Here is a 16604-nt window from a genome sequence, read left to right on the forward strand (position 1 = left end):
CGGTGTTCTGTTTTGGGTGTCATTTGTCTTGGGTTCTTCTGTTGCTGATTCCCCGCGACCCCGATTCGCTGGAATTCCGGCGATTGGCTGCTGTGGTTTGATGGTCGAGGGGTTTGTGGAGAATTCGAAAAGGGTGGCATTGGGGCTTGTGTAAAGGGTGAATTGCGAGAGAATGGAATTACCGAGACGCAGTACACCATGTACGTGTCGCGAACGATCGGAGACGATCGTGCTCAAACAACAATCGAACAGGGGAACCCCGGGTGACCGGCAGCGCGGCGAAGTCACAGCAGAGGACATGAAACGCGTGATGCCAGCAGATTTCGCGGAGCTGCAAAGGACTGCACGCGGGTACTGCCGGACGGTCGACTCCACACGCTCACGGAAGCGGATGGACGGGAGCGCGACGGTGGTACGCAGCGACTATGCGCTGCATGGGACAGACGACGTGAGTGACGACGTCACGCAGGATGCTGTGTTGATCTTCGCGAAGCGGCTGGGTGAGATCGTCGCGACATGCGAGGTCTCAGCCGTCTGGATCGACTCCCGTGAACCTTGTGCGTGGCAGTACGTTCGCCGAGACGGCGAAACGATCATCGTCACCCGCAAGACCCTCCACTACTGGGCGGTGCGCGATGCTGCTGCACGGAACGGGTACCGGATGGACGTCAAGCCCGAAGAAGACGACGCCACACCGGGGAAACAGGTCACACGCGGGATCCCACACGCGGACAAGCTGACCACACTCGCAGTTACCCCCTACCTCTCGAGCAACAGCGAAACGATCTTCCGCTCCGCTTGGGGGGATGGGAATGAGTACCCGACGCTACGGCGTATGCTGCGGCACGCGAGCAATGCGGATGATCTCGGGCGAGCCGGTGTCATAGGCAAAACAGCGCAAGAGATGTACGGTGGCCCGCTCAATTCATCGTCCAAGGTTCAGCGTGCGCGGGATGCTGGCGCCAAGGAATGGCGTGAGCTGTCCGCGTCCCTCGACACTGCGCGGGATGAGCTCATCTATCGCAGCACACGCCCACAGAAGGACGACTAGGAGCGGTCGGCGCGTTCCCGGCCCCGAACCGTAGGGTTCGGGGCCTCCGCGCATGCCATGGCTCGTATTCGGGGTTCGGCTGGCTGTATTTGGCATGAGAGCGCGCGTTGGCGGTGGTCGAGGGTGTCATGCCGTTCCGCGATGTCCGATGGGCAGGTCCGTGCCGTAGCTTCACGGTGAACCGTTTTGCATACGCTGTGGCCTGTCGTTCCCAGTCGTGGTTTCGGGATGAGTCTGGACGGATTCTTCAGTGATCGGTATTCGGGAGGCTCTGTGAGACGTATCTGAATGAGGGCGCCATGGCGCCGATATGGCGCAATGCGTGTCCCTCGCTTCTGAAACCCAGATGCCGCCGCTGTGACTGCGGCACCTGAATTGATCAGAGCAGAAGGGTCGATCATGAGGATCGTCTATACGTACGAAACTCTGGAAGGCGTTACGTGCACCAGGATTGATGTCACTGAGTGGGTGTACAACGACGCTGGCGACCTGATCGATTTGCGTCAACTCAAAACGATCTACGTGCATCGTAGCGAGTACCGCAACTGGGACGCGTGATCACGACAGGGATCCATGGGCATTAGTCGCAGTGGGGTGCAGTGTGAGCTGCAAACAGCCCTGCCGCAACCAGTCGTGCCGAAAAGATCTTCGAGAAATCCCCGCAAGATCGGTATACGGGGGCCTCCGGAACCCGTATTTATGTGAGAACCCAACGGTGACGCCATGAAGGAGTTCTAATTCCCCTTTATGGCTACCTGTGTGAATGTGAAAGACTTCGCTCAAGTTCTCACTTGATCGGTAATCGGGCGGTTTTGGGCGACGTATTTATGTGAGAGCACATCGTGCCTCACAGAGTCGCACCTGCCCGGTTCGCCACAGTGCGGAATGCACGGAAAGACGTAGCGTCCCGGTGGTTGCAGAGCTCTCAGAGATTCTGTGCCGAAGCCGCTTGCCTGATCGATTGGAGAGGGATCATGGCACCTTCTATGCGGAATGCGGTCAACCCGAACAGTTCTACAGTGCGCCAGCTGATCATGGCTGCACGCGACCGCGAGATGTACGACGTCGACTGGGACTCGAAGGAGGGTTCCTGGGGCGTGGTCAACGGCCGTGGTGTCTTCGTTCAGCACACCAACAGCCGTGCGGCGGCCCGCGTGGCGGCTCGGCACCGTGGTGCGTGGGAGGGGCTGTGACAACTGCGTGGCCTGCAATCGTCACCGGTCTGGCTGTGACAGGTTTCGTCGGCGTCAGGTCTCTGATGGCCCGATGGAAGGGCCGGGCTGACGACACATCCGACTGAGTCCCACTTGAGCGCACGTCCCGTACGTGCGCTGACTGGGGTGCTCATGCCGGAGCCCTCATGACCCGTTGGAGAGGGATCATGGAAACTGCAAGCGCGATCGAGTTAGTGGAAGATGTGATCTACAAGCCGGGCTGGACGTTCACCGCCCGCGATCACACGAAGCGGTTCGAGAGCACGATCGTTGTCCGCGTGAACTACCCCGCGCGCAACAGCAACCGGGATCAGGCGGAGACCGGGTACCCGCAGGAGATCACCACCTACGCGGAATTCCCGCTGGTGGTCAACGACTACACCGACGAAGACCTGTACGCCGCGCTCCTTGAAGCCATCATGTCCATCGAGGAGCACGAGGCCAGGGAATTCCTGCGGGTGCAGCCGACCAACTGGGCGCCGTTCCATCCGCATCGGGCGACGGGTATGCGCCGCTGGGCCGCCCGTAGCGACAAACCCGACCTGATGGATGATCTTCAGTTCGGGATCGCGTGATGTCCGACCGAGCTTTGTACCTGATCACCTGGTGCGCTCTGGCGGTAGCGGTCGTTTGTCAGATCATCTTTTGGGCGCGCAGGTGAGCACGTCTGCCGCGTGGCATGGGTGCGGCACCCCGCCCGAACGGGGTGCCGCCGCCCGTCCGTTGCAGGCACATGATCAAGGAGAGGGATCATGCAGCTCATCAACGATGCCACCGCCTCCGTGGTCGAGCCGGGTTCCATGATTCACATGGTGTCGGGTCCCACCGCTGGCCAGGTGTGGCGCTTCGAGAGGGTCATCGACCATGCGACCGATGGGCACCGCGTGCACGTTACGCGGCCTCACCCGAAGCTCGGACGCATCCACCGGGAGTACCACCCCCGCCTGTTCGGCTGCTCAGTGGCGATCGATGTCCACTGGTACGCCGATAAGCACCGTCTCCTGCGGGGCCTGTACGTCGTGGCCTCCCAGACTGTGCTGTTGACGCTGGGCGGAATCATCGCCTGGCTGGTGGCCGAATACGGCAACGCGGAATGGGCCGGACTGCTGGCCGCGCTCGGCGTACACGCTGACGGCTGAACCGCTGGACCACAGGGGCGCGCGTCCATGCCGGGACACGCGCCTCCCGTGGTCTTGCAGCCCGCAAGACTCCCGCCATGCCGGGCGGGACCGTGATCAGCATGGAGAGGACTGATCATGGACACCCTGACCACGCCTGCCGTGGAATCCCTGTACGACGACCTGTTCCTGAACGGCGGGTTCACGATCATGGCCCGTACGGACGGGAGCGCCTACGTGCCCGCCGACGGGTACGCGGTGAGCCTCACCCCGACGCAGCACACCATCCCCGCCACCGCGCCGTTCGACGCATTCGCGGACTTAATCCGCAGCGTTACGGCACGGTACGGGGCCGCGAACGGTCTGGGCGGGTGGCTGTCCGACGGAGTGATCTACATCGACCCGGTCGAGATCATCCCCGATCAGCAGGCCGCGATCTTAGCTGGAAAGGAGCGAGAGCAACTGGCGATCTTCGACCTGGCCGCAGGTGCAGAGATGACGCTGTGACCGGCGGGTCACGGAAGGCGCATCCTCTGTCGAGGGTGCGCCTTTTGGGCCTTGCAGTTCGCAAGACTCCCTCCCCGAGGGGTGGGACGGCGATCAGCATGGGGAGGACTGATCATGTGCAGGGGGATCACACCGCAGCGCATTTCCGAGGTCACGAGCCAGCTAGTCCACTGTCCGGACAGCCTGGACCGGGGCCCCGTACCTCTGAGGAGTGCGTGACCCATGAGCTATACCGCCAGGCTGCTCAAAGCTCAGAGAGCGGGGGCCGTGATTGTCTGCTCGCTCGCTCCGTACGAGGGTCGACCGGTGCAACACCGCCCCCGCCACCGGCACGACGCGTAGCCATGGGTGCTCGGGGCGTTCCGCTACAGCGGGCGGGAATGCCATGCCGTCAACGGCAAATGATCAGCCCTTGTGCCTCAGCCACTTCCCGCTCATGAAACCAGGACGCCGACGGTCCCGGCCAAGCCAGGGAGGCCGCCGGCTCTGACCATCCGCCCGACAAGCGAGGGCCGCCAAGCGTCGCTCTCGGGGATGCCGCCCCGTGGCGTTCGCGTACCGAACGCGTCGCCTGGCGCCTTGGTGGCCCTCACAGTCCCGCATCGTTGGAGAGGACAGGACCTGTGAAGAAGTTTGCCACGCACTCATGGGCCACGCGAGAGGCACTGGCCCGCCACGAACCGTTCGACACCTACGGCGCCTTCCGTGCCGTTGACGGGTACCACTTACCGTTCGGCAACCGGCTTCCGCCCCGCTGGCGCGATCAGTACATCGAGGACGCTGCCGAAGTCATGTTCACCGTCCTCAGCTACCGGACCCCGATCGCGTGGGTTTTGCGCTGTGGGGCCGTTGTTATCCCGAACGTGAAGTACTCGCGGACCACCTCGGGCCACCAGGCTCTGCTGTATGCCCTGCGCGAGTCCGCGGAGGGCCCGCTGGCCATCGCGGCACAGGAAGAGCGGCAGGAGGCCCGAGAGAGGGCTACACAGCGCCGTCAGGCGCCTGCCCGCGGCATCCCGCCCGACCTGGCAGTGGCCACCCCGGCTGAGGAACTCACGCGATCCCTCATGCGTGACGGTGCCGGTGCACTGGACGGGGCCTCGGACATCGTGGCGCGCATCGATGACGTGCTGTCGCGGCGTGTGCCAGTCAACTCCGGTGAGGCCGCGATCTACAGCCCGCAGTATCTGGAGCGCAAGCAATACAGCCGCGACCGGCAGGACGCGGCGTGATCATGAGCTACGCGATCGAAATCACCCCCAGCGTCGTGAGCTACCGCACCCCGACGGGCGTCCCCCCGACCGGCGGGCGATACGGCGGTGAGTGGATGGAGGGGGAGAGCAGACTCATCGAATCGCCGTCCACGGTGTGCGAGGCGTACGACGGGTGCGACGCCGAATGGTGGGAGGACGACGTGATCGCTTGGGCCGTCGACAGAATCGACCGGACCGGCGTGACCGACCCGTCCGCCTATCCGATCGGCGACGCCGTACCCGAGCACGCGGGGCTCCACGGCCAGTACGAGGACCTATACGAAGGCGACACGAAGGTCACCGAAACATCCGTACGGCTCACCGGCGACTGGTCCTCGCAGCAGCGGGCCAAGGTGTTCAACAAGGTGAGCCACCTGTGACCACGGCACTCAGACATCGGAGAGCCACACGCCCCGACTCGTTCCCAGAAGGGAGAAGTAATGACCGCAATCAGCAGGGACTTCGCGACCGAAGCCAACCTGAACGCGTTTTTCTGGCCAGCAGATTCGGAGGACCCGACCACTCTCCCATCGATCCAAGTCGGCGGGGCTCAGGTCTTTGCCTACGTGGACCCTTGCAGCGCTTCACTACGGGTGTCTGTGCACCTCGATGAAACTGCCCCCGAGCTGCTGACCGAAAAGGAGACGGTCCCCATGCAGATCAACGTCGGGGACAACGATGTCTTCGTCGCGCACTGAGTCGCCCAAGGACTCCCGCACCTCCTCCACTCTCCCCTGAGGGGTGCGGGGCTACACCGGGGGCGCCGTCACGTCGGGCGGCGCCCCCGGCATTCACGACCTGAGAGGAGACGAGCAAGACCATGAACAACGAGGGGATGGAGGAGATAGCGGAGTCGGGGGAGCTGACCAAGATCAGGGTCGAGCTGACCGTAACCGAGGTGGCGACCTACGACTTCCCGATCACCCTTGAAGTCCCAGCCGATGTCGCCGATGACATCGAGGCTCTCACGGGCCACGTGGCCGAGCACGAAGATCTATGGCTGGACGACCTGCCGATTGACGGAAGCAACGGCTACGTGGCCGTTAACGAACGCGACGTAGATGACGTCAAGCTTCTTCCGCTGGACAAAGCAGCGTGATCGCAGCGACCGCGTTCGGAAGACGCTGACTCAATTCGACGCGTCGCAGTAGGAACCGTCCCAAGACCAGAGTGGGGAGGAGCCCCGGGACTTCACCGTCACCGTAGTCGGACCTGAGCGCTGACCATGTGGCCGCAACTGAACTCACACTCCGGGCTTCCCGCTTGTGGACAGTGGTTACCACTGGAACGACCAGCACCCGAGAGCGCAGCCGCTCTCACTCGATTGCTGGCTAGGAACTCCTTCCCCTGATGACATGTTTCAAAGGAGTACCGCTATGAGGCACACCGGGCCGCTTCTGAAGCCCCCTTTCATCACCCAGGACAACGTTCTCAAGTCGACCTCCCCGGAACGGGGACTGTCCCACCTCCTCACCACGCTTCAGTGGCTGGACGAGCGTGATTACTTCGCGGGCGAGGACGGCTGGGCACGCCTCGACACCGACTTGGCCCCCCTCCTCGTCGGGGATATCGTCTCCGATCTTCTTTCTTACGCACACGAGGCCGGAGGGCTCGCTGCGATGCGCCGTGCCGTTGAGGAAGCGGTCGAGCAGCTCGCAACCGACCTTGAACTCGAAGCGGACAACGAGGCAGAGCCGATGCTCCAGGAACTCGCCATGAGCACTACCAGCGTGTGACGATCCCGATCGCCGAACCACAATGAGTGATGTCGGCCAAGCATGACGGAACAGCGACGAGCACGCCGACCCGAGTCTGTCCAGGCGCGCGAACGAACGCGCCGTACGTCCATACACGCGTCAGGCAGGCCCATACGCAGGGCCTGGATTCCCCGAACGTCGGCTATCCCTCCGGGAGTCCATAGTCATCTCGCGGACCGCTACCTATACCTCCGGTAGCGGTCCGTTGCTATGCACCCTTCGGCGCACAACAAACAATGTTCGAGGTATTTTGCCATGAGTATCGCTAGCCGTGCCGCATCCGCCCACGAACAACTGCGGCGGCATTCGACCCATCCACTGATACCCGACAGCAAGGCGGCTAACATCGCGAAGGCCGCCGCCCGCCTGGCGGCGTTGCTGGGAATCGATCCGGCGTATGTGCAGCCGAACCGAAGCTGGAATTCCCTTGAGCTGCCTCTTGCACCGCTCACTCTCCATGCGAGCGACCCGGACGATGAACAGCAGGTCTACACGTTCTCCTACCGCGATCCGCTCTACGACGACGAACCGTTTTTCCTGCTGGGGCCATGTCCAATCTGCGATGCCATGGTGCCGCTCGCCGAAGTTCGCAGCTTGGCAGACCTCGGGACCTTCCTGAGCCAAGGGCCCGCACCTCTGCTGGACAACGGGATGCTGCCCGGAAGCTACCCAGATGAGTTCGACCGGGATCCCGCCCATTCCTCGAACTGCCCGTTCCGGGAAGGGGAGAGCTGATTGCCAATCATGTCGGAGGTTGCCGACTCAAGATCGGTAATCGGGAACTTTTGGACGTCGTATTTGGGTGAGCGGCAAGCTCCTGGTCGTTCTCGCGATACCTATTCTCGGAGGGAGGCGCGCCGTGATCTCCATCAAAGCATCTGGCGAGACACGTGAGCATTACATTGGCAACATCATCTCCGTATGGCGGGCTGCCACTCCAGAGCAGATGCAGCGCGGACGAACGTGGTACCACGTCGCGAATGAACTGGCCTCGCTGATCACGGACGGGGACGCACGTACTGGCGCTGGTGTGATCGCCGCGCTGTCCGCAAATAAATCGTGGTCGGAGAACTGCCGCTTAGCTCGCCAAGCATATGAGACCGGTAGGCCCGTCGGTCACTTTCAAGATGCCCTGACCAAGGTCGCCAAGATCATGGCTGGCGCGGACCCTGCGGAAGTGCTGCCCATGGAGCGGAAGACAGGAATGTTTTTCCGCTGTATCGCCGACCCTTCTGATCCCGATGCAGTCGTAATAGACAGGCATGCTCACGATGTCGCGGTGGGAGAAACGTATGGGAATCGCGACCGAGGTCTGGGCAGCGCCGGCCGGTACGCACTGCTGGCCCACTGCTACCGCGAAGCCGCGCTGCGGCTCGGTGAGCTGCCGAGCATCGTGCAGTCCGTCACCTGGGTTGTCCACACCGAACGCATCGCAGGTACCGGTACGCGTGCCTTTGAAGGCCGCAGGACTGCTGCTGTATCCGGCACATGCTGGGGCCCGTAGCTCAGTGGCAGAGCGTGCGTCTTAAAACGCCCGAGACGGGGACACGCACCTGTACCTCGCCGTGAGTGCCGACGGCTACAGCATCCCTACGGGTACCGGAACGTCTCGTGCCAGATCGGCTGCCGCAGGCATGCTCGTTCATGACGCCTGAATTAGTTTCGAGCGTGATCGGTAATTGAGCGCATCTCAGGGCCGTATGTAGGTACGAATCATTCGCGCAGGTCGAAATCATTGAGCGCACACTGTCTGGGCAGATTCGTTTCAGGCGGGTCCTGAAACATCTAATGCCCTGATGTCCTCGGCCCCTTCCCTTCTGACGCTGGAGGTAACTCATTGAGTACCCGTGGTTTTCTCGGCTTCGTGGTCGATGGACAGAAGAAGATCGCATACAACCAGCACGACAGCGCTCCCGCTGGGCTCGGAACCGTCGTTATGGCATGGGCAGAGCGCGCAGAACTTGGGACAGCCCGAAGGATGGCGCGTGAATTGCGCGTTGTGACCGATGACGACGTACCGACCGCAGAGGAGATCGAGCGGTTGAAGCCGTACACCGACGATCTTGAGCACATCGGCCGGGAGGGGCCGACGTGGGATGAACTGCTGTGGAAGACACAAGGGGATCCGCTAACCATTCTCACCTGTGGATACATTGCGGATGCCACGGCTTTCGCTGTGTGCTTCGCCGAGTGGGGCTACCTCGTGAACTTCGATTCTGGTGAATTGGAGGTCTATCGGGGTCGGCAGAGTGCGCCTCACCACGATGGTCGGTTCGCCAACCATGCCCCGTTCCAAGAGACCCTCTGGCCTGTCCGGCTGGTGGCGACGTTTCCGCTCGGCCACGCCGACTATGGCGCGCTTCAGGCGCTTGGCGCCTGATAGCCGCCTCTCTCCGCTCAGGCCCTTGCAGTCGAGGATCGACACCGGGCTGTGAATCAGCCGCCCGACTGCCGCCTCCTCAATTTCCAGACCAGCGGCCAGGCCTCCGGCCCTGGGCCTGGCCGCTCTCAGGGCCGCGCTTCGCCCGCCCTGGCGGAGCGCGCCCGCACACTCGGGTTGCGTAGCTCAGTTGGTAGAGCGCCGGTCTTATAAGCCGATGCGGTCGCGGGTTCGAGTCCCGCCGCAACCACTCCGGACCAGGAAAATCCGATCGGAACACCAATTGTGTACTGACTTCGCTGTTGAGCGCGTATGAGCAGCAGACCAGCCGCTGGCCGGTCCCAGTGCTCGAAGAACCCGCACTGGTCGACCGGATCGGTGACAAGAGCGGCTGGTACAACCTGCGTTGCGGCTGTCGGATGTGGGCTGGATCCACATGGTCGACGCCCGCGAGTCGTGCGCCGAGATGAACAGGCTCCGGCACGCATACCTGTCGAGGGTGCCGTACGTCGCCATTCGAAAGGAGGACATACATGGCGCCACCCAAGATCCGAATCGTCCGCCAGGGGATAGGAAAGCCACACGCCACCATGGAGGCCCGCTACTCGATCGACGACTTCGAGTCCGAGGATGCAACAGCACTGAGGACAGGCACGAAAGCGGTCTACACGATCTACATCGTTGCCGCCGAGGCCCTCGCTGCAATCCTGGACAGCAGCTGCAACCACATCGGGCCGCCCGGCTGCGAGGGCTTGTATGACACGCCGTGGCACATCGGAGACGAGGCCCTGGGCTACTACGCGGCCGATATCTGGACGGCAGCGTGCGGCATCAGCCTGGGCGACCTGGTGTGGATGCCCGAGACCGGCCGTGAATTCGAGGTCATAGCGTTCGAGCAGCGCGACGTCGGATACGGCTCTGAGGGCTATGCGACCGGGTTCCTTCTGGTCACGTCGGTGCAGCATCCCGACAGGAAGCCTCTGCGCGTCCGCATCGACTCTGTCGAGAAGCGAGCACGGGAATGAGCCGCGCGTCGAAGCAGCCGGAGCTGATGTCCGGCGCCGCGCTTGCGGAGGCGCTGGCAGACGCCATCGAAACTCCGCGCCTGAAGTTCCTGAGGCACGCCGACGCCGTGCCGCTGGTGCAGTCGATCCAGGGCAGGGAAGCGGATCTCGACCGGGTCCCAGCACCGCGCGGTGACAGCATCGATGACCACCTGCTCGCGGCGGCCGGGATGGTTGCGGCCACGCGTATGTGGCGAGAGACGCGAGTGGTGTACGACTTCGACTCGTCGCTGTCCGAGAGCCTGGTGGACATGGAACTCGACTCTGAGTTCCCCGGAGAGGTGCTCCGCCGCCTACCCCACCCGAACCCGCTGTTCCTGTTCCGGAAGCCGATCATGTCCCAAGACCAGTTCGGCCGGCTGACAGCGATGCGCGGATTCGTGCTCATGCTCCGCCCCTCCCTGGCCGAGGTGGTGAGCACCGTTGACATCGACAAGCACGACGGGGTCCCGTATGCGGTCATCGCCGTGGTGGATGTCCTCGACGAGCACGGCTCAGTACTGGAGCGCCAGACGGTCGAGCTGTTTGCCCCCACCAAAGCGGAGAACACGACCGCGCGGAAGATGATGGACGAGGCGCCCGTGATCCACGTCCTCGGCGGGGAGATGGGCCCGCAGGACAGCGCGCTGCGTGAATACATGGCACGCCTCACCCTGATCGTGGTCTCGCACCTGCTCTACGTCTGCTGCGATAAACCGGACTTGGAGAAGGTTCCAGCGCCACCGCGGCGTGCGCAGCGCCTTGGAATACGCCGGGGGAGGGCAGCCCAGGTACACCGCGTCGGCTGGCGACTGGGCCCGGCGATCCGACAGTTCCATGAGAAGGTCGACAGGCTACGGCGGACAGCCATTCGAAGGGGCTGGAAGGTGATCCCCCACGTGCGCCGGGGCCACCCTCACACCTTTCTCTTCGGGCCCCGGAAGAGTCTCAAGAAAGTCAAGTGGATCCCGCCGCTGTTGGTGAATGCCGCCGCGTTCGGCAGAGACGGCGAAGGCATCATCGTTCCGGTTCATTAGGCCACCCTTGAGACGGGCCGGATTCCCAAGAGCTATTTCCGGGTAGCGACGCCCGATCTCTGTAATTCTTCAACATTTTTCAGCGGCTCGCCAGTTGGGAGCCGCTTTTTCGTGCCCAGAAACGGAGGTGGATATGTCGTTGAGTCTTGCCGAGTTCAAGCGCCGTGCCCAAAACTGCACGACATTCCAGTGCGTCAACCATAAGCACCCCCACCTGTCAGGTCCACGGACCATCAGGTCCATCGGACCGAGGAGCATCCGCTATGCCATCAATGGCTTTCCGAACACCGGGCGCACCGAGTGGCCCAGGACGGGCTTCTATCGCATCGAGGGCAACAAGATCACGTGGCTTCATCACGGCGATGGGAGTGACTGCTTCACCTATATCTTTCCCTTCGACGGTGACGCCGAGCTCCGTCACCTTGCGCCGGAGCAGGTCAATGCACTGCTGGCCGGGGCGACCGCAGTAGGGGAGCACCGGCCGAACGGGGTCACGGTGTGGCACCAAGACGGCTGGCGGTACCCAGTGACTTGGGGCGGCACTCCTCAGGCCAGCCTCCCGGGCACGCTCGTCGACGCGCGAGTCTTGGCCGCGGGTTCCGGCACTTACCACGTGGACCTCTCCGTCGGCGGGACCACGTGGTATCGCATGCCCGAACCGGCCGTTCCCCGGATGCTGCTGACGGACGTGGCCGACGCCGAACACGATGGCGTCCGCTTCACTCGGGATGGCTGGACCTTATACCTCGCCTACGCCTCCGGACTGTGCGTACGGCTGACCCCCAACGGACTTGATGGCCAACTCGTGGACTTGGCCCTGCTGGTGACCACGCAAGGGCCCGGATGGGACGACCCGGGCGTTGCCCTGGACATGGCAGAGCGTGTCCTCAAAACCGCAGGACTGCGCTGATGACGGTTGACGAAGTTCCGGGGAGTAATCGTGACCGTGAACGTCACCTACCTCGAATACCCGGATGCGCTGGACCTGCTGTCTTTCATGGGGCTACATCTGGTCGCGCTTTTCGACGGTCGGCCGGTATGGGGTGGTCAGCTCATCGCCATCAGCGACAAGGCCCACATCCGCAAGAACACAGGCGAGATCGCCGAATTCCCCCTCAGTGGGACCGTCTTCAAAGCCGTCCGGGAGACGTGGTGTACAAGAAAGGAAGGAGGCGAAATGGCGGACAAGCCCTGGGTACACCCCGACATCCTCCCAGCAGAAATCGTCAAGGTGACCGACCAGACGGGCGAGGTCCGGGTCGGCTACCACGTCCGCGAGATCGAATACCGGGACCGTCGCATCGCGGCTGTATGTCTCGCCAGCCCCCTCGGCAGTACGGCGGAGTGGTACGTCGCGAGCGACCGCTGCCGTATCGAGCCGCTCTCTGAGGAAGAGATGCGGCAGTTGCTGGAGGAGCGCCGAAGCGCGGCCTGGCACCACGGGCCCACACAGACCGAGGGGCCCGAACGCTGAGGCCCAGCCCCACCCGAAGCAAGCCCCGCCGTTGGGCGACGGCTTGCCCCGACGGATGCCCAGCCGACGACGGGGCTGTACCGATTACCACGCCAACCAGGAGCAGGGTATGAACACCACCAAAAAGATCAACGACCGCGTCGAGACCTACGAACAAGCTCGCGACGCCATGCTGGCGGCCGACCATTCGGTCAAGGCTGGATACAACGAGGATCAGGTCAACCGGCTCCATGACGGCCTGGCGGCCGACGCAGCCGACCTGGTGCAGGAGCTGGCCAGGGAGCAGCGCGAGCATTTCACGATCGTCGCGGATTGGGAGACGGCGATCGGCTCCGACGGCGAGACCACGTCACCTGATCTCCTGCCCGTCGTGATCACCGTGCAGGCGAGCGATCAGGAAGTGGCCTACTGGGCGGCAGCGCACAAGCTGTTCGACTACTTCGGCCCGGTCATCGAAGCCCTGGGGGGCACGGACGTGATGGACGAGGAGTTCTTTGGTCACCAGGGCCGCACCGCACTGCTGCGCGTCGCGGCCATCTTCCGGGGCCTGCCCCCGCCCGCTGACACCGAGCTGTGCCATGTCATCTGAGAAGAAGGGCACGATGCGCAGCGATGATGAGGGAGGCGAGTACTTCCAATTCCTGGCCTTCCGGTGGGACGTCACCAAGGCCCAGCAGATCGCACGAACACTTCCCATCTGCCGCCTGGACCCCCAGCCGTGGTTCCGCCTACTCGGCGCCATCCGACTGAACGAAAACCACGTCCCGCAGGCCGATCTGGAACGCCCCCTGATCCTGGTCAGGATCCGCGAAGCCGACGGAGCCACACTGATCATCGACGGATGGCACCGGCTGGCCCGTGCCCAGCGCGAGGGCGTGAAGGACCTGCCGGCCGTCCTGCTCGATGAGAACCAGGAACTCGAAGTCCGGATCTTCGGTGGCGTCAATCCGCTGTAGACCAGGTCATCACCATCCCGCAGGGTCCTCATCCGGCGCCCCGTTCACCGCGACCGCCCGCGTGTGCGTGCTCCTGGGGCCAGTGACGCCCCGCCCACCAGCCGGGGAACGAGACTGTTCGGGAGGCTCCCGCGGTGGCGGCCGGGAGGAGACGGGGACCCAGTGAAACCACTGCCCGGGAGCGGGTGACGGCCCCGTTCGCCTGATCACCCACCCGCCTAGCCCACCCGAGAACACCACCACAAGGTCGGTATTCGGGGCCTGTCCAACCCCGTATTTACACGGAGGGACCAGCCGCCTGCCACTTCCGGCACCCGAGCTCCTGACCTTTCCCAAGGGGGCAGTAGTGGCGTGCCGGGCCGGGGAACTTCTCCGTTTGATCAAGCTCCGGCGGCGGCTTCGTCTGCATTCCCCGCCGCCGGTCCCGCCCCGCCCGCGCCACGGGGCGGGCTCGGGCCCTCTCCTGATCTCCCTCTCCCAGGAGAGGGCCCTCTCTCTACCCGCAGTGTCACCTGCCTGCGTCTGGCAGCCGCTGCCGCCCTTGGCCGCACCGGCTGCCATCCGATCTACCACCTGTCAGAGAAAGGGAGCACGCATGTCCACTGACGTCAACGAAGCGTTCGCTGCCGAACGCACTGGTCAGTTGGAGGACGCTCGCGACTGGGAACGCGCTCTCCAAGACCGCCTCGCCGCCGGGACGGTAGAACGCCTGCCCGATGGCCGCTACCGAGTGCTCTCCGGCTGGGACGCCGGAGAGATCCTCAGCGCCCGCGGCGTCCCCCAGCACGGCCTCGACCTCACCCGCGGCACAGCCGCCTTGTACACCTCCGCTCCGGCATGGCACTCCCTGGGCAACGTCGTCCCCGGAGGCATCAGCGACATCGACAAGGTCCTGGAACTGGGCGGCATTGACTACGGCGTCACAACGGCCCCCGCCACCTATCTCTGGAACGGCGAGTTTCGTGTGGACCATGAGCTGTTCCACACCGTACGCACCGACACCGGCGCCTCCCTGGGTGTCGTTGGCAAAGGCTATGAGGTCATTCAAAACCGGGGTGCCTTCGAGTTCCTTCAGGAGTTGGTGGCCGACTCCGGCGTCATCTGGGAGACGGCCGGGGCCCTGCGGGGAGGCAAGAAGGTCTTCGTCTCCATGCGCCTGCCCCAGCACGTGACCGTCGATGCCGAGGGCATCAACGACCGGATCGAGCCGTTCATCGTGGCGATCAACAGCCACGACGGGCACTCCCCCTACCAGGTCGTGGTCACCCCCTGGCGCCCGACCTGTGAGAACACGGAGCGCTTCGCCGTCAGGGATGCGATCACTCGCTGGAAGATCCGGCACACCCGCAACGCCACCGACCGCGTCAAAGAGGCCCGCCGCACTCTCGGCCTGTCGCTGAATTACTACGACCAATGGGCAGCCGAGGAGACGGCACTGGCCCGCACGGATATCGCGATCGACGAGTTCAACCAGATGATCGACAGCCTGTGGCCGCCGCAGGACGCCACGGGCCCGCGCTCGGCACGCAACCGCGAGGCCCGACGAGACCGGCTCCACGGCCTGTTCGAGGGCGAAACGCAGCGCACCGGCCACACCGCCTACGCCGCCGAGCGCGCTGTGACCGAGTACCTGGACCACTACGCGGACATCCGTCCCAGCGCCGCTTCCGGCCTGAAGGGCAACAAGCCCGCCGCCCGCGGACTGCGTCTGCTGGAAGGCACCGACGACGAACTGAAATCCCAGACGCACCGCCGACTGATGCTGCTGCGCCAGCACTGACACCCTGCTTCACCAAAGGAAAGGATCATGACCAACATCGACCCGTACCTCCGCCGAGTGGAAGGGATCATCGCCCACCACGGCCACGCGGTGCAGTACGTGGGAGGCGACCCGGACACCGGAGCCCCTCCTTTCGCCTACACCGTCGGCCTTCACACGCGCCCGGACCGCGACTACGAGCTCGCGCTCTCCGGGCTGCGCGCTGAGACATCACACGCCCTGCTCAACACCCTCACCACTGCGCTCGCCGACTGTGATTCCGCCGCTGCTGACGGACTGGAGATCAGCGGAGTCCTGCAAGAGGGCCTCGCGATCCGGCTGCGCCCTGTCAGCCGTCCGGAAGACCTCGGCATCATCTACGCCATCTACAGGACCACCCCGCCGGTCTGGCAAGCGCTCTGGCCCGACCAGCGCGGCCACTTTCCCGACGATGACCGATGCCTCCTGCCCCCACAGGCCCAGGCCCTGCTGTGAACGGCGTGGGCCTGTGGCACCACAGCCCGCCCGCAGCGCTACCCCGCGCTGTTCGACTGGCTCCGCAGGCCAGGGCATCCCGAATGAGAAAGGCACATCCCATGCATATAGGCCGAGATGGAGAGCCGTGCCACATCGAGATCTTCCGCCGCTGGCGCGGCCCGGTGATCGCCGACGGTGGCGATGACCAGGAACCACTGCCCGAGAAGGCGCAGGAACTGCTGAAGGCGCACGGTTTCGTCGAGCACCAACAACCCCCTCTATACCGCTGGTACGAACTGCCGCCGGGCCTGAACACTGTGGAGGAGAACGTTCACGCCACTGGCGCCCTCGAAGCACTCACGGAGGCGGGCTACCGGGTCGCGTTCGACCCCGAACTGTACGACGCCGCCAGCAAGGGCCGTACAAACCCCCCCGCCCCCGGATCCTGCGCCTGATGGCTGACCTCCCTCTCCACGCGTGCGCGGGGGGGGGGGGGGCGCCGGCCCGCCCGCCCCCCCCGCCCCCGCCGCCCCCGCCCCCCCCCCCCCCCGCCCCCCCCCCCCCCCCCCCCCCCCCAC

General features: G+C 64.2%; 22 protein-coding genes and 1 tRNA gene. All 23 read left to right on the forward strand.

What is annotated here, in order from left to right:
- Window positions 1-229: 229 nt before the first annotated feature.
- The 23 genes from ACFXB5_RS10810 (at window position 230) to ACFXB5_RS10920 (ending at window position 16481) form a co-directional block, all read left to right on the forward strand.
- Window positions 230-1051 (forward strand): hypothetical protein, encoded by an 822-nt coding sequence (locus ACFXB5_RS10810; protein ID WP_385205199.1) that lies wholly within the window; start codon window positions 230-232, stop codon window positions 1049-1051.
- 1034 nt (window positions 1052-2085) lie between these two features.
- Entirely contained in the window at window positions 2086-2244 is a 159-nt protein-coding gene (locus ACFXB5_RS10815) for a hypothetical protein (RefSeq protein WP_158634868.1), read from the forward strand.
- Between the two features lie 188 nt (window positions 2245-2432).
- A complete protein-coding gene (locus ACFXB5_RS10820) occupies window positions 2433-2840 on the forward strand; it encodes a hypothetical protein (RefSeq protein ID WP_385205202.1) in 408 nt (135 codons plus the stop codon).
- Window positions 2841-3017: 177 nt separating this feature from the next.
- Window positions 3018-3404 carry a hypothetical protein gene (locus tag ACFXB5_RS10825; RefSeq protein WP_020871807.1) on the forward strand — a complete coding sequence of 129 codons (387 nt, stop codon included), beginning with the start codon at window positions 3018-3020 and terminating at the stop codon, window positions 3402-3404.
- Window positions 3405-3521: 117 nt separating this feature from the next.
- Window positions 3522-3890 carry a hypothetical protein gene (locus ACFXB5_RS10830; protein ID WP_385205205.1) on the forward strand — a complete coding sequence of 123 codons (369 nt, stop codon included), beginning with the start codon at window positions 3522-3524 and terminating at the stop codon, window positions 3888-3890.
- 623 nt (window positions 3891-4513) lie between these two features.
- Window positions 4514-5122 (forward strand): hypothetical protein, encoded by a 609-nt coding sequence (locus tag ACFXB5_RS10835; RefSeq protein WP_385205208.1) that lies wholly within the window; start codon window positions 4514-4516, stop codon window positions 5120-5122.
- Between the two features lie 2 nt (window positions 5123-5124).
- A complete protein-coding gene (locus ACFXB5_RS10840; RefSeq protein WP_385205211.1) occupies window positions 5125-5523 on the forward strand; it encodes a hypothetical protein in 399 nt (132 codons plus the stop codon).
- Window positions 5524-5583: 60 nt separating this feature from the next.
- A complete protein-coding gene (locus ACFXB5_RS10845) occupies window positions 5584-5841 on the forward strand; it encodes a hypothetical protein (RefSeq protein ID WP_385205214.1) in 258 nt (85 codons plus the stop codon).
- A gap of 122 nt (window positions 5842-5963) precedes the next feature.
- On the forward strand, window positions 5964-6242 hold the full coding sequence (locus ACFXB5_RS10850; RefSeq protein ID WP_385205216.1) for a hypothetical protein: 279 nt from the start codon (window positions 5964-5966) through the stop codon (window positions 6240-6242).
- 277 nt (window positions 6243-6519) lie between these two features.
- Window positions 6520-6879, forward strand: a complete 360-nt coding sequence (locus ACFXB5_RS10855; RefSeq protein ID WP_385205219.1) for a hypothetical protein — start codon at window positions 6520-6522, stop codon at window positions 6877-6879.
- Window positions 6880-7155: 276 nt separating this feature from the next.
- Window positions 7156-7635: a hypothetical protein gene (locus ACFXB5_RS10860; RefSeq protein ID WP_385205222.1), complete on the forward strand. Its 480-nt coding sequence runs from the start codon at window positions 7156-7158 to the stop codon at window positions 7633-7635.
- Window positions 7636-7759: 124 nt separating this feature from the next.
- Window positions 7760-8404 carry a hypothetical protein gene (locus ACFXB5_RS10865; protein ID WP_385205225.1) on the forward strand — a complete coding sequence of 215 codons (645 nt, stop codon included), beginning with the start codon at window positions 7760-7762 and terminating at the stop codon, window positions 8402-8404.
- Between the two features lie 333 nt (window positions 8405-8737).
- The gene (locus ACFXB5_RS10870; RefSeq protein ID WP_385205227.1) at window positions 8738-9280 is read left to right on the forward strand and encodes a hypothetical protein; all 543 of its coding nucleotides are present in this window, start codon (window positions 8738-8740) and stop codon (window positions 9278-9280) included.
- A gap of 175 nt (window positions 9281-9455) precedes the next feature.
- Window positions 9456-9530, forward strand: a tRNA-Ile gene (locus tag ACFXB5_RS10875).
- Between the two features lie 283 nt (window positions 9531-9813).
- Window positions 9814-10305: a hypothetical protein gene (locus ACFXB5_RS10880; protein ID WP_020871816.1), complete on the forward strand. Its 492-nt coding sequence runs from the start codon at window positions 9814-9816 to the stop codon at window positions 10303-10305.
- Entirely contained in the window at window positions 10302-11360 is a 1059-nt protein-coding gene (locus tag ACFXB5_RS10885; protein WP_385205230.1) for a hypothetical protein, read from the forward strand. The genes ACFXB5_RS10880 and ACFXB5_RS10885 overlap by 4 nt, the downstream gene beginning before the upstream one ends.
- A 133-nt stretch (window positions 11361-11493) precedes the next feature.
- Window positions 11494-12270, forward strand: a complete 777-nt coding sequence (locus ACFXB5_RS10890) for a hypothetical protein (protein ID WP_385205232.1) — start codon at window positions 11494-11496, stop codon at window positions 12268-12270.
- 30 nt (window positions 12271-12300) lie between these two features.
- The gene (locus ACFXB5_RS10895) at window positions 12301-12834 is read left to right on the forward strand and encodes a hypothetical protein (protein ID WP_385205234.1); all 534 of its coding nucleotides are present in this window, start codon (window positions 12301-12303) and stop codon (window positions 12832-12834) included.
- A 109-nt stretch (window positions 12835-12943) separates the two neighbouring features.
- A complete protein-coding gene (locus tag ACFXB5_RS10900; protein WP_385205236.1) occupies window positions 12944-13423 on the forward strand; it encodes a hypothetical protein in 480 nt (159 codons plus the stop codon).
- 13 nt (window positions 13424-13436) lie between these two features.
- A complete protein-coding gene (locus ACFXB5_RS10905) occupies window positions 13437-13790 on the forward strand; it encodes a hypothetical protein (protein WP_385205238.1) in 354 nt (117 codons plus the stop codon).
- A 595-nt stretch (window positions 13791-14385) separates the two neighbouring features.
- The gene (locus ACFXB5_RS10910; RefSeq protein ID WP_385205240.1) at window positions 14386-15570 is read left to right on the forward strand and encodes a DUF932 domain-containing protein; all 1185 of its coding nucleotides are present in this window, start codon (window positions 14386-14388) and stop codon (window positions 15568-15570) included.
- A gap of 27 nt (window positions 15571-15597) precedes the next feature.
- Window positions 15598-16044: a DUF4262 domain-containing protein gene (locus ACFXB5_RS10915; protein WP_385205242.1), complete on the forward strand. Its 447-nt coding sequence runs from the start codon at window positions 15598-15600 to the stop codon at window positions 16042-16044.
- A gap of 101 nt (window positions 16045-16145) precedes the next feature.
- Entirely contained in the window at window positions 16146-16481 is a 336-nt protein-coding gene (locus ACFXB5_RS10920; protein WP_385205244.1) for a hypothetical protein, read from the forward strand.
- Window positions 16482-16604 lie beyond the last annotated feature (123 nt).

It is taken from the genome of Streptomyces sp. NPDC059455 (genome assembly GCF_042750115.1).
In the GTDB taxonomy this organism is placed as follows: domain Bacteria; phylum Actinomycetota; class Actinomycetes; order Streptomycetales; family Streptomycetaceae; genus Streptomyces; species Streptomyces endocoffeicus.

What these genes read in the sequence shown, in the direction of transcription:
- ACFXB5_RS10815 (WP_158634868.1), top strand. Translation starts at nt 2,086, where the DNA reads ATGGCTGCACGCGACCGCGAGATGTACGACGTCGACTGGGACTCGAAG.
- ACFXB5_RS10820 (WP_385205202.1), top strand. Translation starts at nt 2,433, where the DNA reads ATGGAAACTGCAAGCGCGATCGAGTTAGTGGAAGATGTGATCTACAAG.
- ACFXB5_RS10825 (WP_020871807.1), top strand. Translation starts at nt 3,018, where the DNA reads ATGCAGCTCATCAACGATGCCACCGCCTCCGTGGTCGAGCCGGGTTCC.
- ACFXB5_RS10830 (WP_385205205.1), top strand. Translation starts at nt 3,522, where the DNA reads ATGGACACCCTGACCACGCCTGCCGTGGAATCCCTGTACGACGACCTG.
- ACFXB5_RS10840 (WP_385205211.1), top strand. Translation starts at nt 5,125, where the DNA reads ATGAGCTACGCGATCGAAATCACCCCCAGCGTCGTGAGCTACCGCACC.
- ACFXB5_RS10845 (WP_385205214.1), top strand. Translation starts at nt 5,584, where the DNA reads ATGACCGCAATCAGCAGGGACTTCGCGACCGAAGCCAACCTGAACGCG.
- ACFXB5_RS10850 (WP_385205216.1), top strand. Translation starts at nt 5,964, where the DNA reads ATGAACAACGAGGGGATGGAGGAGATAGCGGAGTCGGGGGAGCTGACC.
- ACFXB5_RS10855 (WP_385205219.1), top strand. Translation starts at nt 6,520, where the DNA reads ATGAGGCACACCGGGCCGCTTCTGAAGCCCCCTTTCATCACCCAGGAC.
- ACFXB5_RS10860 (WP_385205222.1), top strand. Translation starts at nt 7,156, where the DNA reads ATGAGTATCGCTAGCCGTGCCGCATCCGCCCACGAACAACTGCGGCGG.
- ACFXB5_RS10880 (WP_020871816.1), top strand. Translation starts at nt 9,814, where the DNA reads ATGGCGCCACCCAAGATCCGAATCGTCCGCCAGGGGATAGGAAAGCCA.
- ACFXB5_RS10885 (WP_385205230.1), top strand. Translation starts at nt 10,302, where the DNA reads ATGAGCCGCGCGTCGAAGCAGCCGGAGCTGATGTCCGGCGCCGCGCTT.
- ACFXB5_RS10890 (WP_385205232.1), top strand. Translation starts at nt 11,494, where the DNA reads ATGTCGTTGAGTCTTGCCGAGTTCAAGCGCCGTGCCCAAAACTGCACG.
- ACFXB5_RS10900 (WP_385205236.1), top strand. Translation starts at nt 12,944, where the DNA reads ATGAACACCACCAAAAAGATCAACGACCGCGTCGAGACCTACGAACAA.
- ACFXB5_RS10905 (WP_385205238.1), top strand. Translation starts at nt 13,437, where the DNA reads ATGCGCAGCGATGATGAGGGAGGCGAGTACTTCCAATTCCTGGCCTTC.
- ACFXB5_RS10910 (WP_385205240.1), top strand. Translation starts at nt 14,386, where the DNA reads ATGTCCACTGACGTCAACGAAGCGTTCGCTGCCGAACGCACTGGTCAG.
- ACFXB5_RS10915 (WP_385205242.1), top strand. Translation starts at nt 15,598, where the DNA reads ATGACCAACATCGACCCGTACCTCCGCCGAGTGGAAGGGATCATCGCC.
- ACFXB5_RS10920 (WP_385205244.1), top strand. Translation starts at nt 16,146, where the DNA reads ATGCATATAGGCCGAGATGGAGAGCCGTGCCACATCGAGATCTTCCGC.